Origin of the sequence: Roseobacter sp. CCS2, from assembly GCF_000169435.1 — a bacterium.
GTDB lineage: Bacteria > Pseudomonadota > Alphaproteobacteria > Rhodobacterales > Rhodobacteraceae > Yoonia.
On record NZ_AAYB01000001.1, the window covers coordinates 583,401 to 606,916 of the forward strand.

Here is a 23,516-nt window from a genome sequence, read left to right on the forward strand (position 1 = left end):
CATACCCTGTCATCAAAGATAACGGCCACATCCTAGCCCATCACGCCCCGTCGGATCAGGTTTCCTCCGGCAATGATCAAGACCCATAATGTTACTCGCCGGAACCGTTCCTGATCAAATCTGTCGCCAAGGCGAAACCCCAGCCACATCCCGATCAATGCAGGCGGCACAAGCGCTGCCGAAAAGGTCCAGGTTTGTGCGTTTAGAATGCCCGACTGCAAATGCCCAAGCAAAAGCATGACGGACCCCAGCCCATAGATAACCCCCTGCACGGACATTTGCCTGTCGCGCGGCGTGTTCAATGCAAGCAAATACAGCACCGTTGGCGGCCCCCACGTGCCGGACAGCCCGCCCAGCACGCCGGCCAGCCAACCCGCCACCCACTCAAACGGTCGGCGCAGATGTGGTTTGATCTGCGGGCGCCAGCCAATCAGCTGAACAAAACATAACCCAACGACTGGCACACCGAGAACCACAAACATCAAATTACCCGGAATGCTGCGCACGAACTGCGCTGCCACCAAGATCATCACACAAACCACAAGCACATAGCGCCAATGCTCTTTCAGCGCGATTTGTGCATTGCCAAGGCCTGATCGCGCCACCTGCAAACCATTGCTGATCACAATCGGAATAATGATGCCCGCAACCACCAGTTCAGGTGGGATCACAATGCCCATGCCTGAAATCATGATCAGCGGCATCGCGAAGCCAACCGCACCTTTGACAAATCCACCAACCAACGTCACCGCAAAGGCGAATGCAAAGATCGCTGGTGTGATAAGGGGTGCAAACTCTGGCATACTTTGTCTTACGACATTGCGTCGGACATGCCAGTGCGAATTTACTTGCGACACTTTTGTGCGCTATCAATCCTTTTTGTGAATAATTATTGCGCTGCACTTGCAAAGTGATTATCTCTGCGACTGCAAATTGATAGGAGTCGCGAAATGGCGCATGATGGTCAAGATATGACGTTGAAGCAAAACCCCATTCTGGCTGACTTGCTGGCGACGACAGCGGCTGCGATCCCAGCGGTAGAAGACATCTTGACCCGTGCCAAAGGCGCGGTGCGTGCCATAGTGACAGAAGGCGAACGTATTTCTGGCAAGCTGATTGAAGAACACCAGACAGCGGCGCATGGCCTTGCCTGGTTGGCCACCTATGCGCAATCCTTGCAGCAAATGCAAAACTGGGCCGCGCGCCTGCAAGAGGCTGGCAAGTTTGGTGAGGTGGAACAGTTGATCCACCAGATCGCCTTTGGTGAATACCTGTGGCAGATTTACGGCGGCATCCCGATGAGCCAAGGCGAAATTTTGCGCCTGCAAGATATCGGCCTGTCACAGGACGATATGCGCGCATTGATGCAGCCCGCAGTTGCGACACTGACCCAAGAAGGCAACACCCAAGCCGCGCGGATGCGTCTTGTGGATCTGATGCAAGAGCAATCTGCAAACATCACCGTTGGCGCGTCGGGCCTTGATGAAGAGCTTGAAATGATCCGCGAACAGTTCCGCCGTTTCAGCATTGAACGTGTGGAACCCGATGCACATGACTGGCATCTGAAAGACGAACTGATCCCGCTTGAGATTATCGACGAGATGGCCGAAATGGGCGTCTTTGGCCTGACGATCCCCGAAGAATACGGTGGGTTTGGCCTGTCAAAAGCATCCATGTGTGTTGTGTCCGAAGAACTATCGCGCGGCTACATCGGTGTCGGCTCACTTGGCACCCGGTCTGAAATCGCGGCAGAGCTGATCTTGTGTGGTGGCACCGAAGAGCAAAAGCAGAAATGGCTACCCGGTCTTGCCTCGGCCGAGGTTTTGCCGACAGCCGTGTTCACTGAACCCAATACTGGATCAGACCTTGGCAGTTTGCGCACCCGTGCGGTCAAACAAGGCGATGATTGGAAGGTGACGGGCAATAAAACATGGATCACGCATGCGACCCGCACCCACGTCATGACCATGCTGGCACGCACAGACCCAGACACGACTGACTATCGCGGCCTGTCCATGTTTCTTGCCGAAAAAACACCCGGAACCGAAGAAAAACCCTTCCCCACCCCCGGCATGACCGGCGGTGAGATCGAGGTGCTGGGTTATCGCGGCATGAAAGAATATGAACTGGCCTTTGATGGTTTTGCGATCAAGGATGAAAACCTGTTAGGCGGCGAAACCGGCAAAGGCTTCAAGCAGTTGATGCAGACGTTTGAAAGCGCCCGCATCCAAACCGCGGCCCGCGCTGTTGGTGTGGCACAATCAGCTTTGGACGTTGGGATGCAGTATGCACAAGACCGCAAGCAGTTTGGCAAATCGCTGATCAGCTTTCCGCGCGTAGCAGGTAAGCTTGCCATGATGGCGGTTGAGATCATGGTCGCACGGCAACTGACCTATTTCAGCGCGGATGAAAAAGACAATGATCGCCGCTGCGACCTTGAGGCTGGCATGGCCAAGCTGTTGGGCGCGCGCGTCGCGTGGGCTTGTGCGGACAATGCATTGCAAATCCACGGCGGCAACGGGTTTGCCCTTGAGTATAAGGTCAGCCGTATTCTGTGCGATGCACGTATCCTCAACATCTTTGAAGGTGCCGCAGAAATTCAGGCGCAGGTGATCGCACGACGTCTGCTTGACTAGGTTGCTTTTGCGTTACCTGTCGCTAAGTGCAAGAGGGTAGCACAAAGAGGAGCGACAGGTGCCAACGACTGTATTACTAACCGGGTCTTCCGGATATATTGCCAAACACATCGTGTTACAGCTGTTGAACGCAGGGTATCACGTGCGCGGTACAGTCCGCAGCATGGACCGTGGGGCAGAGGTGACAGAGGCAGTACGCCCACACGTAAATGATGCCGCTGACCTCGACACCCGGCTAACATATGTCGCGCTGGACCTGTCTTCTGACGCGGGTTGGGATGCTGCGATGGAAGGTGTTGACGTATTGATGCACACTGCGTCGCCCTTTCCACTGACACAGCCCAAGAACGAAGATGACCTGATCCGCCCTGCCGTCGACGGCGCGTTGCGCGCATTGCGGGCCGCACATAAGGCGGGGGTAACGCGTGTTATCTTTACATCATCAACTGTCGCCATCTCTGGCTCTGCTTTGCCACCGGGTGACAGTTCTTTTGATGAAACCAATTGGACCGATCCGGCCGACCCTGATGTATCGGCCTATACCCGGTCAAAAACACTGGCCGAACAAGCCGCATGGGATTTCATCCGCGACGAAGCACCTGACATGCAGCTGACCGTAATCAATCCTGGTTTTGTGCTGGGCGCGCCATTGGACAAAAACTTTGGTACGTCTGTGCAAGTGATTGAACGCCTGCTGCGTGGCAAAGACCCGATGCTGCCCAACATCGGCTTTGGCACTGTTGACGTGCAAGACGTTGCTGAAATGCATGTTATTGCTATCGACAAGCCGGAAACCCACGGACAACGCATTATGACGGTCGACAGCTTTATCAGCTTTAAAGAGCTCGCTCTCTCGATCAAAGCGGCCCACCCTAATCGCAAGATCCCAACACGCGTTGCGCCGGACTTTCTGATCCGTTTTTTGGGGCGGTTCGACCCTGCCATCAAATCTATCATCCCCAGCCTTGGGCGTGTGGACAAGATGGACAATGCACGTGCCATATCTACGTTGGGTCGCGGGATGCGACGGGGCCAAAAGGCGGCGGCGGCCTCTGCGACTTATCTGATTGAAAACAAATTGGTCTAAGTGCGCTCTGCGCGCATGATGGCGTCAAGTAATCTGGTGCGGGCGGCGGGCATGGGGCGATCACCCAATCCTTTGATCAAGCGATGTTCGATAAAATATCCTGTCGTTCCCAAAGCCTTTGCAATTTGCGCGTTCGATGCATCTCCCTTGCCAGTCAAGACCTCTGGCAGTGGCAACATGCGGTCAGCCCATTCGCCAGCGGCCTCACGACTGACGGCGCGACCGGATTTAGGCGAGACATAGATCAGATCTTCGTTCACGCCGCGCACAGCACAGGCAGACAAATCCATGGCAAACCCCATTTCCTCTAACAAGGCTTGTTCCCACCGCAAATAGGCCAATGGCCAAACGTCCTGCTGTCCCAACAAGTCCAGCAGCGCAATTGTGCGCTCATAAAGCGGTTCATGCGCCTCGCGTTCAGGCAGGACCATCGCCAACAGGCTACAAACAGCATTAAGGCCCGCCAGTGCAAGCCGGTCACCCATCGCAGCCGCCGCCCGGCTGCGGATCGGTTCAACAGCGAAGCTGCCAAGATGGCTTTCAAGGCGCGCTTTCCACGCCACAGAAAGCTGCGCACCGGGCTGTAAAACAGGCGCCAGCTTACGGCTCGCACCGCCGCGGACAACACCCGCGTGACGCCCGTGCAACGCGCTAAACACCTCGATGATCACGCCGTTTTCGCCAAAGGGGCGGCTTGACAGCAGCGCCGCTTCCGAACGCCATTCAATCATTTTGGATCGCCCATGACATGCGGTCTATAACAGACCGGTTGCACGTTAGTTGCAAGCCGATGTCCGGCTTGGAATAGCAGAAGCCTCCGGCGGGAGGCATAAACGTCAATCAAGCCCCGGTTCATCCAACAAGTGTCGGCCCTGTTTGTCCTCCACCTCGATCACCCAAAGATCGGGATCAAAGCTGCATTGCTTTGATACCGATTGGTCAACCTCTGCCTCATCGCCCTCGGCCAATACCATCCACTTACGATCGCCAGTCATCAGATCAAAGCTGCGCTGATAACAGCACGCTTTGCCATCAAGTGTGTTTATTTTGACCAAAACAGCGCCTGCGGTTCCATCACCGCGCTGAACGATAAAGGCAGGAATTTCGACAAGTCGCAGCCGCGTCAGATAGGCCGAAACCCAGATGTCTGCCGTCAGCTTCAAGCGTTACCATCTTTGAAATCGAGACCCATTTCCGAATACCGCTCTGATTCTTCCAGCCAATTCGGGCGCACCTTGACCTTCACAAACAGATGCACGCGGCGGCCCAAAAACTCTTCTAATTCCAAGCGCGATGCCTGACTGATGGCCTTGACCGTTTCGCCACCTTTGCCCAGCACAATCCCCTTGTGGCCATCGCGCGCGACATAGATCAGCTGATCAATCCGCGCCGATCCATCAGGGCGTTCTTCCCAGTTTTCCGTCTCAACCGTCAGTTCGTAGGGCAATTCCTGATGCAAACGCAGCGTCAGTTTTTCGCGCGTCATTTCAGCGGCGATCATCCGCATGGGCAGGTCCGCGATCTGGTCTTCGGGATAAAGGAACGGGCCTTCCGGCACCTGTGTTGTCAGCCAATCGCGCAGGGCATCACAGCCATGTCCACGTTCTGCCGAGATCATGAAGGTTTCGGCAAAAGGATAGGCGTCATTCATCTGCTGGGTCAGCGCCAGCAGAACTTCGGACTTGACCTTGTCGATCTTGTTGATGGCCAGTGCGACAGGGGATTTGCCAGCACGTTCGGATAGCGTTTCCAAAATCGCCTTCACACCGTCCGTGACCCCGCGATGTGCCTCGATCATCAACACCACGACATCCGCATCGGCGGCCCCACCCCACGCGGCGGCGATCATGGCGCGGTCCAGACGGCGGCGCGGCTTGAACAGGCCGGGCGTGTCGATAAAGATCAGTTGCGCATTCTCTGCCATCGCAACACCCCGAATGCGCGCACGTGTCGTTTGCACCTTATGCGTCACAATCGATACTTTCGCGCCGACCATCCGGTTCAGCAGCGTCGATTTCCCGGCATTTGGTTCGCCAATAAGCGCAACAAAGCCAGCTTTGGTTGGGGCGTCGGTCATGTATCGACTTTCTTTAAAAGGGCCGTTGCCGCGGCCTGCTCGGCCTGACGTTTGGACCCGGCTGTGGCTTGCTCGGACGGGCCAGAGGCCAAACGTGCCTCAATGGTAAACACGGGCTGATGGTCTGGTCCAGTGCGGGCAACCTCCACATACTGCGGTGGTACTTCACCACGCGCCTGCGCCCATTCTTGTAACGCAGTCTTCGCGTCACGTGCATCAGCGGCAACATTATGGATCCGGTCGCCCCAAAGGCGTAGGATGGCTGCGCGCGCGGCATCAAACCCGCCATCCTGATAGACAGCTGCAATAACCGCTTCCATCGCGTCTGCCAGCAGCGCCTCTTTGCGGCGCCCGCCGGATTTCATCTCGGACCGACCCAATTTCAGGACCGCGCCTAGATCAATCTGGCGGGCCACCTCAGCACAGGCCTCACGGCGCACCAATGCGTTATAGCGGGGGGCAAGCAAGCCTTCGGGCGCGGAAGGATCCGCCTTTAACAAAGCCTCGGCCATCACCAGACCCAAAACCCGGTCGCCCAGAAATTCCAGCCGCTGATTGTCATCGCGGTGCGGGCTGACGATGGATGAATGCGTGACCGCGCGGATCAGGATTTCGGGCTTGTCAAAGCTATGCCCCAGCCTTTGGGAAAAGGCCGTCAGTTCAGCTGAGAGTTTCAATCAAGCGCCTTAAAGAAACGATCAGACCGCCATGTCCAGAAGGCCAGCATTGACCGACCCGCAGACGAGAACATCACACGGTCTGCACGTCCAACGATATCTTTGCGCTCAACAAACCCAACACCGCGGGCCGCTTGTGCCACACGGCTATCGCTTGAGTTGTCACGGTTGTCCCCCATGAAGAAAAATTGCCCTTCCGGCACAGTGAAAACGCCAGTATTGTCCGTTGGGCGCGGCGCGATATCCAAAATCGCGTGGCTGGCCCCATTGGGCAGCGTTTCAATATACCGCTGTTTTTCGCAAATCGCGTCTCGACCGGGATTGTTCGAACATGATGGCGCTGTGCCAAGTGGCCCCTGCGGTTCAAAAACCTCGGTGAATGTCCCTGCCGGTTCAACCTCGACCGGTTCGTCATTGATCTGCAAAACACCGTCAATCATCTGAACGCGGTCGCCCGGCACCCCGACCAAGCGCTTGATAAAGTCACGCCCATCAACCGGGTGGCGGAAAACAACAATATCACCGCGTTCTGGGTCACTGCCGAAAATCCGCTCTTCACGGTCTTCAAGAAATCCGCAAAAATCATCTGCACCCAGATCAATCCCGACTTGTGGAATACGGATAGAGGGGCAGGACGCGTAGGAATACCCATAGGCCATCTTGTTGACGAATAGGAAATCACCAATCAGCAACGTGTCTTTCATCGACCCTGACGGAATCCAGAATGGCTGAAAGAAAACGGTGCGAAAGATACCGGCAATCACCAGTGCCCAAAACACTGTCTTTACTGTCTCAATGAGCCAAGGGAAAAATCCTGTCTGCTCAGTCTTATCAGCCATTGCCTGATCCTTGAATGTGGTTTGAGGCTACATGAGGGCGCAGGCCTGTGCTGTCAAGCGATGGGGCGCGCCTCGATCACCACAAAGGCCTGTGCCCAAGGGTGATCATCGGTCAACGTTACGTGAATAATTGCCTCGTGCCCTGGGGGGGTCATCTGGTCCAGCCGTTCCTTGGCCCAGCCGGTGACCGCCATTACCGGCTGTCCGGTGCGTAAGTTGGACACCGCCATGTCTTTCCACGAAATCCCCATGCGCAGGCCAGTGCCCAGCGCCTTGGAACATGCTTCTTTCGCAGCCCAGCGTTTGGCGTAAGTGCCTGCGACGTCTTTACGCCGCTCTGCTTTGCGCTGTTCGATATCGGTAAACACCCTATTGCGAAAACGATCGCCGAACCGATCAAGCGTTCCAGCGATCCGGTCAATATTCGCCAGGTCAGTACCAACCCCCAAGATCACGCGCGTGCCTGATCCATGACGCGGCGCATTTCCGATATCGCTGGCGCAAGCCCGCGAAAGATCGCTTCGCCAATGATGAAATGTCCAATGTTCAATTCAACGACCTGCGGCAGGGCCGCCACCGGACCTACGCAATCATAGGTCAGCCCGTGCCCGGCATGAACCTCTAACCCCAAGTCATCCGCAAACGCGGCCATATCGGTAAGCTTACGCAGCTCATCATCACGTTCATCAAAGCGACCTTCTGCATGTGCGTCACAATAGGCGCCTGTGTGCAGTTCAATCACCTCCGCGCCAATACGGTGGGCCGCCTCGATCTGGCGTTGATCGGCGGCGATAAAGATGGATACGCGACAGCCTGCTTCACGCAATGGCGCTATGTAATGTGCCAGGGAATTCTCTTCGCGCGCAACCTCTAGTCCGCCTTCTGTGGTCCGTTCTTCACGCTTTTCGGGGACGATGCAAACCGCATGCGGTTTGTGGCGCAGTGCAATCTGCTGCATTTCCTTGGTCGCTGCCATTTCAAAGTTCAACGGACCTTTCAGTGCCGCCATCAGCCCTTCAATATCCGCGTCAGAGATGTGGCGACGATCCTCGCGCAGATGCGCGGTGATGCCATCGGCCCCTGCCTCTTCTGCAATTACGGCGGCACGGATGGGATCAGGCATCGCACCACCACGCGCATTACGCACGGTCGCAACATGGTCGATGTTCACGCCAAGGCGTAAGTTCTTGGTCATCTTCAACGTTCCTTTGTCGTCCGCAGCCTAGTTGCTGGATTGATCGCTAGGTGATGTCTTTTTCTTCAACTGGTCAAGCTTTGCCAGCAACGCTTTTTTCCGGCGTGTCTGGTAGGCGCTAATCACAGGCACCGATAGATAATATGCGATTGTCGCAGTGATCAGGCCAGGAACTATGCCGCCGATAAGGTAAGGAAAGAACACATCGTCGTAAAAAACCTGCAACCCCCGCCAGTTGATGTGATCGGGGGTAAAGACCGCGACAATGTTGTTCCACAAATCAAAACTGGCGTCTGCGAATTTCTGACCAAGGTGATCATTCCGGCCCGGCGGCAGGCCCAACATCCACGACCCAAGGCTAATCGACAAATAACCAATAGGCGGGAATGTCAGCGGATTGCCAAAGAACGTCGCCATCAATGCGGCAAAGATATTGCCACGCAGCAGCCGTGCGATGATAGCGCCAAAAACGAAATGCAGGCCAAAGAGCGGGGTAAAGCAGATAAACACACCCGCCCAAATCCCGCGACTGATCTTTTGCGGCGTATCTGGCAGACGGCGCACCCGGTGTTTGACGTATTCAAACGCACGGGTCCAGCCGCCGCGGGGATAAAAGAAATCCAGCACGATCTGCCAGATCGCGCGTCTATCCCTGCGTTTGAAGACCAATACTCGTCATCCTTCTCTGCGGGGTGTTCCCGCGCCCAGTGCCGCAAGCCCCGGATCCTTGTGCCGTACAATTGTCGACACGTTACTTTCTGCCTCAAGCGCGGTCTGAATGCGGTGCAAGTGTTCCGCGTCGCGCAAATCTACGTCTATCAGTAACCTAAAATAGTCTGGTTTCCGGTCAATGAACTTAAGGTCAGAGATATTGGCGTTCTGTTCGCCGATCAATGTGCAAATTCGTCCCAATACGCCAGAATCGTTGGCAATCGTGGCATCAAAGGTCACTGTATTCACGGCACCGTGTGTGCCGTCCTGCCAGCGCAGGTCAATCCAGCGTTCCGGCTGGTCTTCGTAATCGGCCAAGGCTGCGCAATCAATGGCATGCACCACAACGCCATGACCCCGGAACGTGATGCCAAGAATACGCTCGCCCGGTACGGGCTGGCAGCAGGCGCCGCGCTGTTGGATTTGATCAGGTGTCAGACCGACAACAGCGCGCCCTTGGTCAATTTCTTCACCTTGCGCGTGCTCCAACTCTGGATATATCGCTGTGACAACCTTGCGCCCGGTAATCTCGGCGCTTCCAAGACGGGCAAGCAGTTCTTCGACACCATCAATCGCCAAAGCCTTTGCTGCCGTTCCCAGCGCTTTCTCTGTGCTTTTCTTGCCAACATTTTCGAAGGCCACGCGCGCCAGCTCGCGCCCCAAGCGCACAAAGCGTTCGCGATCCTCTTCGCGTAGTGACCGCCGGATCGCCGTTTTGGCGCGGCCCGTAACCGCAATATCAATCCAGGTCGCCTGCGGCGTTTGCCCTTCGGCTGTGATCACCTCGACCGACTGGCCGTTCTTTAATCGCGTCCAAAGCGGGACGCGCAGCCCATCAACCTTGGCCCCAACGCATGCCGACCCGATGCGCGTGTGGATCGCATAGGCGAAATCAATCGGGGTCGCCCCACGCGGCAGCTTGATCACGTCACCCTTGGGCGTGAAGCAGAACACTTGGTCTTGATACATCTCAAGCTTCACAGCTTCGAGAAATTCATCATGATCCTGATCTTCGTCCAACCGTTCGGTCAGCGAGGAAATCCATTTCACCGGATCAACCGCAAAGCGGTTCTCTACCCGCTCACCGTTTTTGTAAGACCAGTGCGCGGCAACACCAGTCTCTGCGACCTCGTGCATTTCTCGGGTCCTAATCTGGACTTCAACCTGCTTACCGTCGCGCCCGGACACGGTTGTGTGGATCGAGCGATAGCCGTTAGACTTTGGCTGACTGATGTAGTCCTTAAACCGCCCTGGAACTGCGCGCCACCGCTGGTGGATCGCCCCTAGGACGCGATAGCAATCAGCCTCGGTCGCGACGATAATGCGGAAGCCGTAGATATCAGCAAGACGGCTGAACCCCTGTTCTTTCTCCTGCATCTTACGCCAGATCGAATAGGGCTTTTTGGCACGGCCAATAACATCAGCGGTGATATTCGCCTTCTCCATCTCAACCCGCATGTCAGCGGTGATTTTTTGGATCACATCGCCTGTTTCGCGTTGCAGCGTAATAAAGCGGCGGATGATTGAATTGCGGCCTTCAGGGTTCAGCACACGGAATGATAAATCTTCCAACTCTTCGCGCATCCACTGCATACCCATACGGCCCGCAAGTGGCGCAAAGATATCCATTGTTTCACGCGCCTTCTGGGCCTGCTTTTCGGGCCGCATAGATTTGATCGTGCGCATGTTGTGCAGACGGTCGGCCAGTTTCACCAAAGTCACCCGCAGATCGCGAGACGTCGCCATAAAGAGCTTGCGAAAGTTTTCGGCCTGTTTTGTCTGGGTCGAGGTCAGCTGCAAATTGGTCAGCTTGGTCACACCATCGACAAGTTCGGCAATCTCGCGGCCAAACCGCTTTTCAACCACGCCAAAGGACGCTTTGGTATCCTCTATCGTGTCATGCAGCAGTGCAGTGACCAGCGTCGCGTCATCCATCTGCTGTTCGGCCAGAATACCAGCGACCGCAACAGGGTGCGTAAAATATGGTTCACCTGAATGGCGGAATTGCCCTTCGTGCATTTCGGCACCAAAGGCAAAAGCATCGCGCAACAGCGCCTGATTTGAGTTGGGGTTGTAGGTGCGGACCAGTGCAATCAGATCATCTGCTGTCGTCATCTGGTCCCGCGCCTATCTTTGTAAGGCCGGTCAGGCGGCCTTAGCGCTGCCCTTGCGCATCCATCAATGCGCGCAGCAATTTCTCTTCTGACATATCATCTTCGGCAGGCTTGTCAGTCTCAGCACCCATAAGAAGGGACATGCTGTCCTCTTCGGGTTCATCCACCTCGATCTGTGTCTGGTTCGCTTCGATCATACGTTCGCGCAGATCAGCGGCCTGTTGTGTTTCCTCGGCGATTTCACGCAAGGATACGACCGGGTTCTTGTCATTGTCACGGCTCACGGTGATCGGCGCACCAGAGGAAATTTCACGGGCACGATGTGCCGCGAGCATCACAAGCTCAAAACGGTTTGGAACTTTATCGACGCAATCTTCTACGGTGACGCGGGCCATGGGCGAACTCCAGTCGGGGTCATAGGGGCTTTGGAAGCCGCCTACTTAGAGCCTTCGGGCCAGATTGACAAGGGCTAGAGGCGCGCGAGACCTTAGTTTTCTAAAGGCCACCCTTATCGGTTAGCCGTGTGACATCCGCGCGTAAACTGTCGGGTAGATTGGCGCAGATTTGCGCGATTGAAAGATGCAGTAGCGGATGCGTCCAATCGGGTGCGACATCCAGCAACGGCACCAACACAAACGCCCGATCCTGAAGACGCGGATGTGGCAAGATCAATTGCTCTGGCGTCATGCGCTGCTGCTCTGACAGTGGCAGATCGCGCCACTTTTGCTGTGTTGCGACATCTGGCATCACAAGGTCACCAAGTGCGATCAGGTCCAGATCAAGCGTGCGCTGCCCCCACCTTTGGCTGCGTTTTCGCCCTGCCTTGGCTTCGATTTCGTGTAAAACACTCAGCAATTCTCGCGCTGAAAGCGCTGTTTCAAACGCCATCGCAGCATTCACATAGTCCGGCCCCGCACCCACAGGAAACGCAGGTGTCACGAAAAGCCCACTCGTCTTTATCGTGGACGACGCGAGTTCTGCGACCAAATGCATGGCCTTTTGTACAGTTTCCCTTGCGTCACCCCAGACCGAATTTTCATTGCTGCCAAAGGCGATAAGCGCACATTGGCCTATAGGCGGCATATTCGACTCTTGTCTCAATCGTGAAAACCTTTAGATAAGTTTCAATCTTGCTGTTTTCATAACACTCACGAACAATAATTACGCGCAAGACCACATTTGGAAGGACGACCCTATGTTTTATCGGGACGAGCGATTGGCGCTCTTCATCGATGGATCAAACCTATATGCAGCGGCAAAGTCGCTTGGTTTTGACATCGATTACAAACTTTTGCGACAGGAATTCATGCGTCGCGGAAAAATGCTTCGGGCTTTCTACTATACGGCATTACTTGAAAACGACGAATACTCACCAATACGCCCGTTGGTTGATTGGCTGAACTACAACGGTTTCACCATGGTGACGAAACCTGCGAAAGAATACACAGACAGCATGGGCCGCCGGAAGGTAAAGGGCAACATGGACATCGAACTTGCCGTCGATGCAATGGAACTCGCCCCTTATGTTGACCATGTGGTGCTGTTTTCCGGCGATGGTGATTTCCGACCATTGGTTGAGTCGCTGCAACGCAAAGGGGTTCGCGTCTCAGTGGTTTCAACGATTCGCAGCCAACCACCAATGATTGCTGATGAACTGCGGCGTCAGGCTGACAACTTCATCGAACTTGATGAGTTGCGCGATGTTGTGGGTCGCCCGACACGCGAACCACGTCAGGAAACGCAGCAACAGCAAGAAGAAGTCACGCAAGAGACGTGATCTTATGAGTGCAACGGCGCGCAGTCCTGCGCGCCTCAATGGGTCGCAGCAACTGGCGCTGGACCTGTCCGCGCCAAACCCTTACCTCTGGTAGCATAACCGGAGCATATAATGACGAAACCACCCCTCACCCTTTATCTTGCAGCCCCCAGGGGGTTCTGCGCTGGCGTCGACCGCGCGATCAAGATTGTTGAGATGGCGTTGGAAAAATGGGGCGCACCTGTCTACGTCCGCCATGAGATCGTACATAACAAATTTGTTGTTGATGCATTGCGCGATCAAGGTGCTGTGTTCGTCGATGAACTGGACGAATGCCCAGATGACCGCCCTGTCATCTTTTCTGCGCATGGTGTGCCGAAATCCGTTCCAGCCGCAGCCGCAAAGCGCGAGATGGTCTTTGTGGATGCCACCTGCCCTCTTGTCAGCAAGGTACATATTGAAGCGCAGCGGCACGCTGACAATGGTCTGCAAATGATCATGATCGGCCATGAAGGCCACCCTGAAACTGTCGGAACCATGGGGCAATTGCCCGAAGGCGAAGTGCTTTTGGTCGAAACCGTGGCTGATGTGGCGACCGTCGCCGTGCGCGATCCTGACAAACTGGCCTTTGTCACTCAGACCACACTGTCGGTTGATGATACCGCTGATATTGTTGCTGCCCTATACGACCGTTTTCCCAATATCGTGGGACCGCATAAGGAAGACATCTGTTACGCTACGACAAACAGACAAGAAGCAGTCAAGGCGATGGCCCCCAAATGCGATGCAATGCTGGTCGTGGGTGCCCCGAACTCGTCCAACTCCAAACGTCTGGTCGAAGTGGGCGCGCGTGCGGGCTGTAATTATGCGCAGCTGGTGCAGCGGGCGACTGACATCGACTGGCGTGCGCTGGAAGGGATCACATCGATGGGGATTACAGCCGGTGCATCAGCCCCCGAAGTGCTGATCGCCGAGGTTATTGATGCCTTCAAGGACAGGTTTGATACCACCGTCGAAATGGTGGTGACCGCAGAAGAAAACGTCGAATTCAAAGTGCCGCGGGTACTGAGGGAGCCTGCCTGATGATCAGTCTGCAATTTTTGCTTACCGCCATTGTCGTCTGTATCGCACCGGGCACCGGCGTGATTTATACGCTTGCTTTAGGGGTGGGACAGGGACGACGGGCAGCTATCGCCGCAGCCTTTGGTTGCACGATCGGGATAATTCCCCACCTCGCCGCAGCAACATTGGGTTTGGCCGCCCTTTTGCATACCAGCGCGCTACTGTTCCAGATCGTCAAGTTCGCAGGTGTGGCTTATCTGCTATATCTTGCGTGGCAGGCACTGAAGTCAGACGGTGCTTTGGCAATCCGCCCAAACGCGGCCAGCCAGCCACTATTCAAAATTGCTAAACGCGGTGCGCTGATCAATATCTTGAACCCAAAGCTGTCGATTTTCTTTCTGGCGCTGCTGCCACCTTTCCTGTCCGGCAGCCCCACGACCGCAACAGCCGAAATGATTATGTTGGGCATTGTCTTTATGGCGCTGACCTTTGTTATCTTCGTTTTCTACGGGGTCTTTGCCGCACTCGCACGTGACAAGCTGCTACAGAGTGAAACCGTGATGCGCTGGCTTAGCCGATCATTTGCAAGTATCTTTGCGGCACTCGGATTGCGATTGGCCTTCGAAAAAGCATGAACACAATCCCGCGCTCTGCACTGATCCTTGGGCTGGCCGGCCTGTTGCCCTTTGCTTGGGGGGCAGCGACCGTCATGATCCCGGATCTTGCCTTTTGGGGGCAAATGAACCTCGGCGGTCGCTTTATCGGACCTTATGTGCAGCTTTTCTACGGGGCTATTATATTGTCGTTCATGTCAGGCGTGCTTTGGGGGTTTGCCACCAAAGCAACCGGTCAGATCGCCACTGCAAGCTATATTCTATCGGTGATCCCGGCGCTTTGGGCTTTTTTCATGACAGGCGGCGGCCCGACCACAGCGGCCGTTAATCTGATCGTCGGTTTCCTAGGACTGTTACTGCTGGATTGGCATTTCTGGCGGCTGGGCCTTGCGCCGCCTTGGTGGATGTATCTCCGCGGGCTGCTTACAGTGATCGTTATCATCACATTTTTGCCTTTGGTGTTTTGATGACCGACGCCCGCACCATCGCAACTTACGACGAAAGAGCCGCGGAATACGCACAGATCGTAACGCAGGATGCACCCGACGAAAGCCTGCAAGGCTTTATCGACCTTATCCCGAAGGGTGGCAAAGTGTTGGACCTTGGCTGCGGCCCCGGTGCCGCGTCATTTCATATGCAAAACGCGGGACTTATCCCTGATCCCATTGATGCCTCAGAAGGGATGATTACGATCGCACGGGAAAAATATGCCTTAAACGCCCGCGTTGGCCGTTTTGACGACGTGACAGAGCAAGAGATTTACGATGGTGTCTGGGCCAATTTCTGTTTGCTTCATGCACCCCGCGATCATCTTGCACGTTACTTTGCAGCACTGTTTGCAGCGACCAAGCCGGGCGGTATTTTGCACGTCGGCATGAAAACGGGCATGGGAACAGGGCGCGACACGATCAACAGGTTGTATACATATGTAACTGTCGATGAACTGTCAGTCTTGTTCACGGGTGCTGGGTATACGGTCACCTATGTCAGGGAAGGCAAAGAAGCCGGCCTTGCTGGCACAATAGATCCCTTTGTGATCATGCGCGGAAAGAAGCCCTGAAATGCCAGACCTATTTGCCTATACAGACGGTGCCTGTTCAGGCAATCCCGGTCCCGGCGGCTGGGGCGCGCTACTGGTGGCACGCGACGGCGACAAGGTGCTGAAAGAACGCGAACTGTGCGGTGGCGAAGCCGATACAACGAACAACCGCATGGAGCTGCTTGCAGCCATCAGCGCGCTGGAAACGCTCGACCGGTCTACGGCGCTAACGATTGTCACGGACAGTTCCTATGTCAAAGACGGCATCACCCAATGGATTCATGGCTGGAAAGCGCGCGGTTGGAAGACGGCAGCCAAAAAACCCGTAAAGAACGAAGATCTGTGGAAACGCCTTGATGAGGTGACCGCGCGCCATGACGTGACGTGGGAATGGGTCAAAGGCCACGCGGGGCACCCTGAAAACGAAAAGGCTGACGAACTGGCCCGCGCAGGAATGGAGCCGTTTAAGCCATGAAAGAGCCCCTTCTGCTGCTACCCGGCATGATGTGTGACGCCCGCCTTTACGGCCCGCAGATCGAAGCATTTTCGCATGAGCGACCAATTGTAACCGCGCCGCTGAATGACCACGCCACTGTTGAAGCGTTGGCGCGCGACATTCTTGATACTGCGCCCCAACAGTTCGCGCTTGCTGGCTTGTCGATGGGTGGGATTGTCGCGATGGAAGTGATCCGCCAAGCCCCGGATCGCGTTACCCGGTTGGCATTACTTGATACCAACCCAAAGGCTGAACATCCCACGGTCGCGCAAAACCGCGAACCACAAATGCAAAAAGTGCGCGACGGGCATCTGCGTGCTGTCATGCGTGATGAGATGAAACCGAATTATCTGACCGATGGTCCCCGTATGGGCCAAATCCTTGATTTATGCATGGCGATGGCCGACGCGCTTGGCCCTGACGTTTTCATCAACCAGTCCCGCGCGCTGCAATCGCGCCCCGACCAGCAAGACACCTTGCGTTCGGTCAATGTGCCGACCCTGATCCTTTGTGGCGAAGATGATGCCCTCTGCCCGATCCACCGGCACACGCTGATGCATGAGCTGATCCCGGGGTCGGCCCTGAAAATTATCAAGAATGCGGGCCACCTGCCGACACTTGAACAACCCCAAATAACAAACGAGGCTTTGGCACAATGGCTGAACCAGTAATCTCCGCCGACCTTCTCGCGCTGCTGCAACGGGTCGACACGCCCACGGTATGCAACGCCATTGAAGTGGCGCAAGGCAAACGCGGCTTTGACGCCTATACCAAAGGCACAATGCAATGCTCTGCCCCGGGTCAATCCATGGTTGGTTTTGCGCGCACAGCCAAGATCGCAGGACGCGAGGCCCCGACCGAAGCCCCAGACGTGATCCGTGCCCGGCGTCTGGATTATTTCCGCAACATGGCAGGCGGACCACGCCCTGCCATCGCGGTGCTGGAGGACATCGACTATCCCCACTGCGTTAGCGCCTGGTGGGGCGAGGTACATACGAACGTGCATAAGGGGCTGGGCCTGAACGGTGCGCTGACCAATGGCGTGATGCGTGATCTGGGTGATCTGGCACAGGGGTTTCCCGTTGTTGCGGGCTCTATCGGGCCCAGCCATGCGTTTGTGCATGTGCGCGAATTGGGAACACCAGTGAACGTGATGGGTATGACAGTGAACCAAGGTGATCTGGTGCATGCCGATCAGCACGGCGGTTTAGTGATCCCACCCAAAGTCATCCCTGATCTGAAGACCGCGATTGAAAAGATGTGGGCGGGCGAGCAAATTATCCTCGGGCCAGCAAAAGAGGCTGATTTTAATTTGGATAAGCTGCTTGAAGCGTGGGCTGCGTTTGAAAAGGCGCGCACCTGACGCGGTCTAGCTGACCTTCAGAACAATCTTGCCAATATGTGCGCTGCTTTCCATGCGCGCATGTGCGGCGGCGGCATCTTCCAGCGTGAACTCCTGATCCATGACCGGGGCCACTTTACCCGCCGTGATCAACGGCCAGACATGCGTGCGCAGTTCATCCGCGATCCGCGCTTTTGCCAGATCGGACTGCGGACGCAGCGTTGAACCAGTGATCGTCAACCGCCGTGTCATCAATTGTACGAAGTTCAATTCAACCTTCGGTCCTTGCAGAAACGCGATCTGCACCAGCGTTCCGTCATCTGCCAGCGCCTTTAGGTTACGCGGGATGTAGGACCCACCAACCATATCAAGGATCAGATCGGCCCCGCCAACCGCACGCATCTGTTCAACAAAATCCGCGTCACGGTAGCTGAAAGCAGCCTCGGCCCCCAAAGCAATGCACGCCTTACATTTCTCATCCGACCCAGCCGTCGTGAAAACACGCGCACCAAACGCCTTCGCCAGTTGAATGGCGGTTGTTCCAATCCCGGAACTGCCACCATGTACCAGAAATCTTTGCCCGGCCTGCAAACCACCGCGCATAAAGACATTGGACCACACAGTAAAAAAGGTCTCTGGCAGGCAGGCTGCTTGTTTCAATGTCAAACCATCGGGGATCGGCAGACAGTGTGCGGCGGGCGTCGCCACATACTCTGCATATCCGCCGCCGGGCAGCAGCGCGCAGACTTGATCACCGGGCTTCAGATTTGCCACACCAGCGCCGCAGGCAGCAACCTCGCCTGCGGCCTCAAGCCCGGGCAGGTCACTGGCCCCTTTTGGCGGATTATAAAGCCCGGCCCGTTGCAAGGCATCGGGGCGATTTACACCCGCGTAGGCCACTTTGATGACGACCTGATCATAATCAGGTTCCGGCATGGGCCGATCCGCCAGCGTCAACACCTCGGGTCCACCAGCCTGAGAAATTTCAATCGCCTTCATGAATACGCGTCCTTACTGCGGGTCGCGCCAAACGCCGGGCAAATTGGGGTCAGAGACCGCCCCCGGTGCTTTGACAGAGGCCATCATCCGCTCCAACGTGCTTGTCAGCGGTTTCAGCAAAGGGTTGGCCTTGGCCTGCGCCTTGAGCTTTTCAAACTGCATGACGTTATCAATACGGCGGTCGATGAAGGCATCGGTTGCCTGCAAATCGAGACTGTCATCACCCAGCCAATATAGCACGACCGAGCTGTAGACACCCGACAACGTCATCCGCTTTGTATACCAATTCACATCGCGCGATGTATCACCAAGCGCGTTCCAAATCGCATCAGCGGTGCCCCAAATCAGCTTGGCCCCATCAGCTGCCATATGTGGCAAGGCAAAAAGCGTAGTGCCACGGCGCACAGCTTCTTTATCGTCGATCACCTGCAAGCGCAGGCGAATAGCATGGGCAACCTTGTCACGAAAGCGCATGTTGGTCAGATCGGCTGCTTTCAGGGATGTAACCATCGCTGCATCACCGCGATGATGATAAGCGATAGCCAAATCCACTGCACCACGCGGACACATCGTTTTGGCGACTGCTGGATCAATGTCAGCATCCGCAACAGCGGCCTTGAACGTGGCTGGCGACCAGCCATCAAAGGCGACATGCGGCAAGGCCGCGTCCAAAAGCTGGTTCAAAATCGGGTCGAGAGGGGCATTTGTCATTGGTCACTCCTGCAATCCGTGCGCACTGGACAAACTAGCCCGCCTTTGCTATCTGCCCACTTCCTGCAATTTTTGCAAATTTAACTTAGAGAGGTGGTGAAAACCACATGCAGGTTAGTGTTCGTGATAACAACGTCGATCAGGCGTTGCGTGCTCTGAAGAAAAAGCTTCAGCGTGAGGGCGTTTTTCGTGAAATGAAGCTTAAGCAGCATTTCGAAAAGCCGTCCGTGCGTAAAGCGCGTGAAAAAGCAGAAGCGATCCGTCGTCAGCGCAAGCTGGCACGTAAGAAGCTCCAGCGTGAAGGTCTGCTGTAAGGCGACCCTTCGACGTTACGATCAAGAAACCCCCGGCTGAGAGATCAGGCGGGGGTTTTTCTTATGCAGGGCGCGGATCACCCAAGGAATTCAGAATTGGACAATCGGGTCGATCATCACCCGCACAGTCACGCACCAAAGTCGTGAGCGTGTCGCGCATGTTCTGCAAATCCGCGATCTTATCCTCAATCCGCTGTAGATGTTCCTGCGCAATACGGCGTACGTCCGCGCTTGCCCGCTGTGTATCCTCCCACAGCGCCAACAGATCGCGGCAGTCTTCAATGGAAAATCCCAAGGCCCGCGCATGTGCCAGAAATGTCAGCTTGTGAATATCCTTGTCACCAAAGGCGCGATAGCCGTTTGTGTCGCGCCCCGGTTTCACCAGCCCGATATCCTCGTAATAGCGGATGGTCTTGGGCGGTAGACCTGCTTGTTCTGCCGCTTGTCCGATGTTCATGCTGTCACCTCCTGATAAGGTATCTGCTGGGGCGCAGCCCCAGCCCCATGTTGTGGTGCCACCCACCGCAATCGCAGTGCATTGGATAAAACAAACACGCTGGATAGCGCCATGGCACCGGCGGCCAGCATCGGCGACAACAGCGGCCCGCCAAACAGATAAAGCACACCCGCCGCTACTGGAATAAGTGCCGTATTATAGGCAAAGGCCCAGAACAGATTTTGCCGGATGTTACGCATCGTGCGTTGGCTGATCTCAAATGCATTACAGACGCCGTTGATGTCACCTGACATCAGGACCACATCGGCGCTTTCTATCGCGACATCCGTTCCGGTGCCGATGGCAATGCCGACGTCGGCGGCGGCCAATGCCGGGGCATCGTTAATGCCATCTCCGACAAATGCGATCTTTTCGCCCTCGCGGGTCAGATCGCGTAGCGCGGCGACTTTTCCGTCGGGCAACACCTCAGCGACGACTGTGTCGATACCCAATTCAGCGGCAATCGCCTGAGCGGTTTTTTTGTTGTCTCCGGTGATCAAGGCGACGCGCAAACCCATCTGATGCAGGGCTTTGATTGCAGTAGGTGTTGTCGGTTTGATGGGATCAGAAATACCAATCAGTCCTGCCAGCTGTCCATCAATCGCAGCATAAAACGGTGTCTGACCTTCCTGCGCGATTTTGGCAGCAAGGGTCGCAAGCGTATCAATCGCTATCCCTTCGCGCTGCATAAGCCGGTCCGCACCGACCACAACGCGATGACCGGCAACAACACCGCTGACCCCAAAACCGGGCTCTGCGCTAAAATCATCCACATCCTGCAATGCATAACCCCGCCCTTGCGCCATACGCACGATGGCCGTGGCAATCGGATGCTCGGATAGGGCCTCAACACTGGCGATCAGCCCAAGCGCGTTTGCCTCATCGGTGCCGGGAACAAATGATAGGGCGCTGACTTCTGGCCGCCCTTCGGTCAGCGTGCCTGTCTTATCAAAGGCCACAATGCCAACGGACCTTAAGGCCTGCAATGCGTCACCCTTGCGAAACAGCACGCCCAGATCTGCCGCGCGCCCGGTGCCGACCATAATGGACGTTGGTGTGGCCAGCCCCATCGCGCAAGGACATGCCACGATCAGAACAGACACACCGGCGACCAAAGCAAAGCTAAGTGCGGGATCAGGCCCAAAGATCAGCCAAGCCCCGATTGTCAGCGCTGCAATGACCAATACAATCGGGACAAACCACAATGTGATCTTATTCACGAGATCCTGAATTGGCAGTTTCGCGCCTTGCGCGTCCTCTACCATGCGGATGATCTGGGCAAGCATGGTATCAGCGCCGACCTGTGTAACACGGAACGTAAATGACCCAGATCCATTCACGGTGCCGCCTGTAACAACGTCACCGCTGATTTTTTCTGCTGGCAAAGGTTCACCCGTGATCATGCTTTCATCCACGAAGGCCGTGCCATCCAGCACCACACCGTCCACCGCGATTTTTTCACCTGGTCGTACCCGGATAATGTCATCGACAACGATGTCAGCAATGGCAACCTCAGCGGCAAGGCCATTTCGTACGACGGTCGCGTTTTGTGGCTGCAAGCCGACCAACCGGCGGATCGCTTCACCGGTTTTGCCTTTCGCGCGTGCCTCAAGGAAACGACCAAGCAGGATCAGTGTCACGATGACGGCGGCAGCCTCAAAATAAACAGCGCGTGTGCCAGCAGGCAGCATAGCAGGAAAGAAGGTCGCGACGGTGGAAAACGCCCAGGCCGCACCTGTCCCGATCGCCACCAATGCGTTCATATCCGGGGCCCCTTTGAATAAGGCAGGCAACCCTTGGACGAAAAACATGCGTCCGGGGCCAATCAGGACCAGCGTGACAACCGCAAACTGAAACAGCCAACTGGTTTGCATCCCAATATTTTGATGCACCCAAGCATGAACGCCCGGGATAAAGTGACTGCCCATTTCCAACACAAAGACAGGCGCCGTCAAAATAGCAGCAATTGTGAACTGGCGGCGCAGGGCGTCAATGCGGGCGTCTTTCCGGTCCGCATGCACGTCTGCCGCTTCACGCAATTGCGCGGGATAACCAGCATCTGTCGCAGCTTGCGCAATCGACCTTGGGGAACCGGCCCCCGCCAAATAGGTCACTTTGGCCGTTTCAGCCGCCAAATTGACCGAGGCGTCTGTCACCATGGGGACCGCAAGCAACGCTTTTTCGACCAGCCCGACACAAGACCCGCAATGCATACCCCCGATATCAAGGGTAATCTGTGCGACACGGGCTGGATAACCCGCCTTTTCCAGCGCTTTTATCAATTGGGCAGGCGTGGCCGTAGGCGCAAAGGTTACTTTGGCTGTTTCCGCGGCCAAGTTGACAGACACATCAGTGACGCCACTGACGTCACGCAGTGCCTTTTCCACCCTGTCAACGCAGGAACCGCATGAAAGCTTGGTGATTTGAAGGGTAAGAGACGTATCAGACATGGGCGTGCTACCTTTGGTACACGCTTTAGATAGGCCTTCCACTCACTGGAAGGTCAAGGCCTAATTGTTTTCTTCATCCGCACGCGCATCGGCGATAAGCCCTTGCAAGTCAGAAAGCGGTACAGCACCCGGCACCAATGCATCACCAATCACAAATGCAGGTGTTCCGGTAAACCCAAGGGTTCGCGCCAATTGTTGAGATGTGGCAAGGTGGCTGTTGACCTCTTCGCTTTGCATATCCGCCACCAGTTGATCCACATCCAGCCCAACCGACCGTGCCAAAGCCAAAACAGAGGCCTCTTCAGCGCGACCGCGCATTTCCATCAGACCCCAGTGCATGTCTTCATATTTGCCCTGCGCGCGCGCAGCCAATGCTGCACGGGCCGCAAATTCAGACCCGTCACCCAAAATCGGCCATTCACGGTAGACGATACGCAGATCATCATCTGCTGCGATCAGCGCCTTGACGTTGTCAGCAGCGCGTTTGCAGTAGGGGCAGTTGTAGTCAAAAAACTCGACAACAACGGTTTCACTATCGGCATTGCCGACGAAGGGCGCATTGGGATCACTTTCCAACGCCGCGCGTTGCCGCACCAAGGCCTCGGCCTGCGCTGCCGCCTCTGCTACGTTGCGCTCTTCTCGCAAAACGGACAGAGCCTCTGCAATGATTTCTGGGTTTTCACGGATCGCCTCAAGCGCCAGCGCCTTGATCTGATCCTCAGACAATTCCTGCGCCACAGCGCCGAACGGCAACAGTGTCATCAAAGCGACTGCAAGCAATTTGCGCATGTTTCATCCACATCATTGGGTTGGTTCAAAATACATCCGCATAGAAACATTTTGGGGGCGTGATGACCACACACATCTGCGTAATATCTGCGGCGCAAGGACGCGGTTGGGG

General features: G+C 55.8%; 28 protein-coding genes. 11 read left to right on the forward strand and 17 right to left on the reverse strand.

Translation table 11 applies throughout. The annotated features are described in order from the left end of the window. Positions 1 to 32: 32 nt before the first annotated feature. Complete coding sequence (locus RCCS2_RS02940) at positions 33 to 803, reverse strand: sulfite exporter TauE/SafE family protein (protein WP_008231188.1); 771 nt, start codon at positions 801 to 803, stop codon at positions 33 to 35. A gap of 147 nt (positions 804 to 950) precedes the next feature. On the opposite strand from RCCS2_RS02940, the gene RCCS2_RS02945 reads away from it, so the two are divergent. Both RCCS2_RS02945 and RCCS2_RS02950 read left to right on the forward strand, forming a co-directional pair. Further along, positions 951 to 2,636 carry an acyl-CoA dehydrogenase family protein gene (locus RCCS2_RS02945; RefSeq protein WP_008231189.1) on the forward strand — a complete coding sequence of 562 codons (1,686 nt, stop codon included), beginning with the start codon at positions 951 to 953 and terminating at the stop codon, positions 2,634 to 2,636. 58 nt (positions 2,637 to 2,694) lie between these two features. Next, positions 2,695 to 3,723 carry an SDR family oxidoreductase gene (locus RCCS2_RS02950; protein WP_037293110.1) on the forward strand — a complete coding sequence of 343 codons (1,029 nt, stop codon included), beginning with the start codon at positions 2,695 to 2,697 and terminating at the stop codon, positions 3,721 to 3,723. On the opposite strand, the gene recO is transcribed toward RCCS2_RS02950, so the two are convergent. The 11 genes from recO to folK all read right to left on the reverse strand — a co-directional run bounded on the left by recO (position 3,720) and on the right by folK (position 12,419). Then, positions 3,720 to 4,454 (reverse strand): DNA repair protein RecO, encoded by a 735-nt coding sequence (recO, locus tag RCCS2_RS02955; protein ID WP_008231193.1) that lies wholly within the window; start codon positions 4,452 to 4,454, stop codon positions 3,720 to 3,722. The genes RCCS2_RS02950 and recO overlap by 4 nt on opposite strands. Before the next feature lie 105 nt (positions 4,455 to 4,559). Beyond that, entirely contained in the window at positions 4,560 to 4,886 is a 327-nt protein-coding gene (locus tag RCCS2_RS02960; RefSeq protein ID WP_008231195.1) for a DUF1491 family protein, read from the reverse strand. Next, on the reverse strand, positions 4,883 to 5,800 hold the full coding sequence (era, locus tag RCCS2_RS02965; protein WP_008231196.1) for a GTPase Era: 918 nt from the start codon (positions 5,798 to 5,800) through the stop codon (positions 4,883 to 4,885). The genes RCCS2_RS02960 and era overlap by 4 nt, the downstream gene beginning before the upstream one ends. Next, on the reverse strand, positions 5,797 to 6,477 hold the full coding sequence (gene rnc / locus RCCS2_RS02970; RefSeq protein WP_008231197.1) for a ribonuclease III: 681 nt from the start codon (positions 6,475 to 6,477) through the stop codon (positions 5,797 to 5,799). The genes era and rnc overlap by 4 nt, the downstream gene beginning before the upstream one ends. Continuing rightward, the gene (gene lepB / locus RCCS2_RS02975; RefSeq protein WP_008231198.1) at positions 6,474 to 7,316 is read right to left on the reverse strand and encodes a signal peptidase I; all 843 of its coding nucleotides are present in this window, start codon (positions 7,314 to 7,316) and stop codon (positions 6,474 to 6,476) included. The genes rnc and lepB overlap by 4 nt, the downstream gene beginning before the upstream one ends. 53 nt (positions 7,317 to 7,369) lie before the next feature. Then, positions 7,370 to 7,771, reverse strand: coding sequence for a holo-ACP synthase (gene acpS / locus RCCS2_RS02980; RefSeq protein ID WP_008231199.1), 402 nt, complete (start codon positions 7,769 to 7,771; stop codon positions 7,370 to 7,372). Further along, entirely contained in the window at positions 7,768 to 8,511 is a 744-nt protein-coding gene (locus RCCS2_RS02985; RefSeq protein WP_008231201.1) for a pyridoxine 5'-phosphate synthase, read from the reverse strand. The genes acpS and RCCS2_RS02985 overlap by 4 nt, the downstream gene beginning before the upstream one ends. Positions 8,512 to 8,538: 27 nt before the next feature. Beyond that, positions 8,539 to 9,180 carry a DUF2062 domain-containing protein gene (locus RCCS2_RS02990; protein WP_008231202.1) on the reverse strand — a complete coding sequence of 214 codons (642 nt, stop codon included), beginning with the start codon at positions 9,178 to 9,180 and terminating at the stop codon, positions 8,539 to 8,541. 6 nt (positions 9,181 to 9,186) lie between these two features. Next, complete coding sequence (locus RCCS2_RS02995) at positions 9,187 to 11,337, reverse strand: RelA/SpoT family protein (RefSeq protein ID WP_008231203.1); 2,151 nt, start codon at positions 11,335 to 11,337, stop codon at positions 9,187 to 9,189. A gap of 40 nt (positions 11,338 to 11,377) precedes the next feature. After that, positions 11,378 to 11,731 (reverse strand): DNA-directed RNA polymerase subunit omega, encoded by a 354-nt coding sequence (gene rpoZ / locus RCCS2_RS03000; RefSeq protein ID WP_008231204.1) that lies wholly within the window; start codon positions 11,729 to 11,731, stop codon positions 11,378 to 11,380. A gap of 100 nt (positions 11,732 to 11,831) precedes the next feature. Beyond that, the gene (gene folK / locus RCCS2_RS03005; RefSeq protein ID WP_008231205.1) at positions 11,832 to 12,419 is read right to left on the reverse strand and encodes a 2-amino-4-hydroxy-6-hydroxymethyldihydropteridine diphosphokinase; all 588 of its coding nucleotides are present in this window, start codon (positions 12,417 to 12,419) and stop codon (positions 11,832 to 11,834) included. A gap of 112 nt (positions 12,420 to 12,531) precedes the next feature. Here folK and RCCS2_RS03010 point away from each other — a divergent pair, with 112 nt between their 5' ends. The 8 genes from RCCS2_RS03010 (at position 12,532) to RCCS2_RS03045 (ending at position 17,666) form a co-directional block, all read left to right on the forward strand. Continuing rightward, the gene (locus tag RCCS2_RS03010) at positions 12,532 to 13,113 is read left to right on the forward strand and encodes a LabA-like NYN domain-containing protein (RefSeq protein WP_008231206.1); all 582 of its coding nucleotides are present in this window, start codon (positions 12,532 to 12,534) and stop codon (positions 13,111 to 13,113) included. Between the two features lie 111 nt (positions 13,114 to 13,224). Further along, positions 13,225 to 14,175 (forward strand): 4-hydroxy-3-methylbut-2-enyl diphosphate reductase, encoded by a 951-nt coding sequence (ispH, locus tag RCCS2_RS03015; RefSeq protein WP_008231208.1) that lies wholly within the window; start codon positions 13,225 to 13,227, stop codon positions 14,173 to 14,175. Continuing rightward, positions 14,175 to 14,789 carry a LysE family translocator gene (locus tag RCCS2_RS03020; protein ID WP_008231209.1) on the forward strand — a complete coding sequence of 205 codons (615 nt, stop codon included), beginning with the start codon at positions 14,175 to 14,177 and terminating at the stop codon, positions 14,787 to 14,789. Before ispH ends, RCCS2_RS03020 begins: the two co-directional genes overlap by 1 nt. Continuing rightward, positions 14,786 to 15,235 carry a DUF3429 domain-containing protein gene (locus RCCS2_RS03025; protein ID WP_008231210.1) on the forward strand — a complete coding sequence of 150 codons (450 nt, stop codon included), beginning with the start codon at positions 14,786 to 14,788 and terminating at the stop codon, positions 15,233 to 15,235. The genes RCCS2_RS03020 and RCCS2_RS03025 overlap by 4 nt, the downstream gene beginning before the upstream one ends. Continuing rightward, on the forward strand, positions 15,235 to 15,828 hold the full coding sequence (locus tag RCCS2_RS03030; protein WP_008231211.1) for a class I SAM-dependent DNA methyltransferase: 594 nt from the start codon (positions 15,235 to 15,237) through the stop codon (positions 15,826 to 15,828). Before RCCS2_RS03025 ends, RCCS2_RS03030 begins: the two co-directional genes overlap by 1 nt. Position 15,829: 1 nt before the next feature. After that, entirely contained in the window at positions 15,830 to 16,282 is a 453-nt protein-coding gene (gene rnhA, locus RCCS2_RS03035; RefSeq protein ID WP_008231214.1) for a ribonuclease HI, read from the forward strand. Beyond that, positions 16,279 to 16,974, forward strand: a complete 696-nt coding sequence (locus tag RCCS2_RS03040; protein ID WP_008231215.1) for an alpha/beta fold hydrolase — start codon at positions 16,279 to 16,281, stop codon at positions 16,972 to 16,974. The genes rnhA and RCCS2_RS03040 overlap by 4 nt, the downstream gene beginning before the upstream one ends. Continuing rightward, the gene (locus RCCS2_RS03045) at positions 16,959 to 17,666 is read left to right on the forward strand and encodes an RraA family protein (RefSeq protein WP_008231216.1); all 708 of its coding nucleotides are present in this window, start codon (positions 16,959 to 16,961) and stop codon (positions 17,664 to 17,666) included. The genes RCCS2_RS03040 and RCCS2_RS03045 overlap by 16 nt, the downstream gene beginning before the upstream one ends. Positions 17,667 to 17,672: 6 nt before the next feature. On the opposite strand, the gene RCCS2_RS03050 is transcribed toward RCCS2_RS03045, so the two are convergent. Both RCCS2_RS03050 and RCCS2_RS03055 read right to left on the reverse strand, forming a co-directional pair. Then, positions 17,673 to 18,644, reverse strand: a complete 972-nt coding sequence (locus tag RCCS2_RS03050; RefSeq protein WP_008231217.1) for an NAD(P)H-quinone oxidoreductase — start codon at positions 18,642 to 18,644, stop codon at positions 17,673 to 17,675. A gap of 12 nt (positions 18,645 to 18,656) precedes the next feature. Next, complete coding sequence (locus RCCS2_RS03055) at positions 18,657 to 19,355, reverse strand: COQ9 family protein (RefSeq protein WP_008231218.1); 699 nt, start codon at positions 19,353 to 19,355, stop codon at positions 18,657 to 18,659. A gap of 107 nt (positions 19,356 to 19,462) precedes the next feature. Here RCCS2_RS03055 and rpsU point away from each other — a divergent pair, with 107 nt between their 5' ends. Next, positions 19,463 to 19,669 (forward strand): 30S ribosomal protein S21, encoded by a 207-nt coding sequence (gene rpsU / locus RCCS2_RS03060; RefSeq protein WP_008231221.1) that lies wholly within the window; start codon positions 19,463 to 19,465, stop codon positions 19,667 to 19,669. Positions 19,670 to 19,730: 61 nt separating this feature from the next. Here the strand turns inward: rpsU and cueR are convergent, their stop codons facing one another. From cueR to RCCS2_RS03075, 3 genes are read right to left on the reverse strand one after another with little or no spacing between them, the layout of a single operon-like run. Further along, entirely contained in the window at positions 19,731 to 20,126 is a 396-nt protein-coding gene (gene cueR / locus RCCS2_RS03065; protein ID WP_008231223.1) for a Cu(I)-responsive transcriptional regulator, read from the reverse strand. Then, positions 20,123 to 22,615 carry a heavy metal translocating P-type ATPase gene (locus RCCS2_RS03070; protein ID WP_037293114.1) on the reverse strand — a complete coding sequence of 831 codons (2,493 nt, stop codon included), beginning with the start codon at positions 22,613 to 22,615 and terminating at the stop codon, positions 20,123 to 20,125. The genes cueR and RCCS2_RS03070 overlap by 4 nt, the downstream gene beginning before the upstream one ends. 60 nt (positions 22,616 to 22,675) lie before the next feature. Continuing rightward, on the reverse strand, positions 22,676 to 23,404 hold the full coding sequence (locus RCCS2_RS03075) for a DsbA family protein (RefSeq protein WP_008231226.1): 729 nt from the start codon (positions 23,402 to 23,404) through the stop codon (positions 22,676 to 22,678). Positions 23,405 to 23,516 lie beyond the last annotated feature (112 nt).

What these genes read in the sequence shown, in the direction of transcription:
- RCCS2_RS02940 (WP_008231188.1), bottom strand. Translation starts at nt 803, where the DNA reads ATGCCAGAGTTTGCACCCCTTATCACACCAGCGATCTTTGCATTCGCC.
- RCCS2_RS02945 (WP_008231189.1), top strand. Translation starts at nt 951, where the DNA reads ATGGCGCATGATGGTCAAGATATGACGTTGAAGCAAAACCCCATTCTG.
- recO (WP_008231193.1), bottom strand. Translation starts at nt 4,454, where the DNA reads ATGATTGAATGGCGTTCGGAAGCGGCGCTGCTGTCAAGCCGCCCCTTT.
- era (WP_008231196.1), bottom strand. Translation starts at nt 5,800, where the DNA reads ATGACCGACGCCCCAACCAAAGCTGGCTTTGTTGCGCTTATTGGCGAA.
- lepB (WP_008231198.1), bottom strand. Translation starts at nt 7,316, where the DNA reads ATGGCTGATAAGACTGAGCAGACAGGATTTTTCCCTTGGCTCATTGAG.
- RCCS2_RS02985 (WP_008231201.1), bottom strand. Translation starts at nt 8,511, where the DNA reads ATGACCAAGAACTTACGCCTTGGCGTGAACATCGACCATGTTGCGACC.
- RCCS2_RS02995 (WP_008231203.1), bottom strand. Translation starts at nt 11,337, where the DNA reads ATGACGACAGCAGATGATCTGATTGCACTGGTCCGCACCTACAACCCC.
- rpoZ (WP_008231204.1), bottom strand. Translation starts at nt 11,731, where the DNA reads ATGGCCCGCGTCACCGTAGAAGATTGCGTCGATAAAGTTCCAAACCGT.
- folK (WP_008231205.1), bottom strand. Translation starts at nt 12,419, where the DNA reads ATGCCGCCTATAGGCCAATGTGCGCTTATCGCCTTTGGCAGCAATGAA.
- RCCS2_RS03010 (WP_008231206.1), top strand. Translation starts at nt 12,532, where the DNA reads ATGTTTTATCGGGACGAGCGATTGGCGCTCTTCATCGATGGATCAAAC.
- ispH (WP_008231208.1), top strand. Translation starts at nt 13,225, where the DNA reads ATGACGAAACCACCCCTCACCCTTTATCTTGCAGCCCCCAGGGGGTTC.
- RCCS2_RS03020 (WP_008231209.1), top strand. Translation starts at nt 14,175, where the DNA reads ATGATCAGTCTGCAATTTTTGCTTACCGCCATTGTCGTCTGTATCGCA.
- RCCS2_RS03025 (WP_008231210.1), top strand. Translation starts at nt 14,786, where the DNA reads ATGAACACAATCCCGCGCTCTGCACTGATCCTTGGGCTGGCCGGCCTG.
- RCCS2_RS03030 (WP_008231211.1), top strand. Translation starts at nt 15,235, where the DNA reads ATGACCGACGCCCGCACCATCGCAACTTACGACGAAAGAGCCGCGGAA.
- rnhA (WP_008231214.1), top strand. Translation starts at nt 15,830, where the DNA reads ATGCCAGACCTATTTGCCTATACAGACGGTGCCTGTTCAGGCAATCCC.
- RCCS2_RS03040 (WP_008231215.1), top strand. Translation starts at nt 16,279, where the DNA reads ATGAAAGAGCCCCTTCTGCTGCTACCCGGCATGATGTGTGACGCCCGC.
- RCCS2_RS03045 (WP_008231216.1), top strand. Translation starts at nt 16,959, where the DNA reads ATGGCTGAACCAGTAATCTCCGCCGACCTTCTCGCGCTGCTGCAACGG.
- RCCS2_RS03050 (WP_008231217.1), bottom strand. Translation starts at nt 18,644, where the DNA reads ATGAAGGCGATTGAAATTTCTCAGGCTGGTGGACCCGAGGTGTTGACG.
- RCCS2_RS03055 (WP_008231218.1), bottom strand. Translation starts at nt 19,355, where the DNA reads ATGACAAATGCCCCTCTCGACCCGATTTTGAACCAGCTTTTGGACGCG.
- rpsU (WP_008231221.1), top strand. Translation starts at nt 19,463, where the DNA reads ATGCAGGTTAGTGTTCGTGATAACAACGTCGATCAGGCGTTGCGTGCT.
- cueR (WP_008231223.1), bottom strand. Translation starts at nt 20,126, where the DNA reads ATGAACATCGGACAAGCGGCAGAACAAGCAGGTCTACCGCCCAAGACC.
- RCCS2_RS03070 (WP_037293114.1), bottom strand. Translation starts at nt 22,615, where the DNA reads ATGTCTGATACGTCTCTTACCCTTCAAATCACCAAGCTTTCATGCGGT.
- RCCS2_RS03075 (WP_008231226.1), bottom strand. Translation starts at nt 23,404, where the DNA reads ATGCGCAAATTGCTTGCAGTCGCTTTGATGACACTGTTGCCGTTCGGC.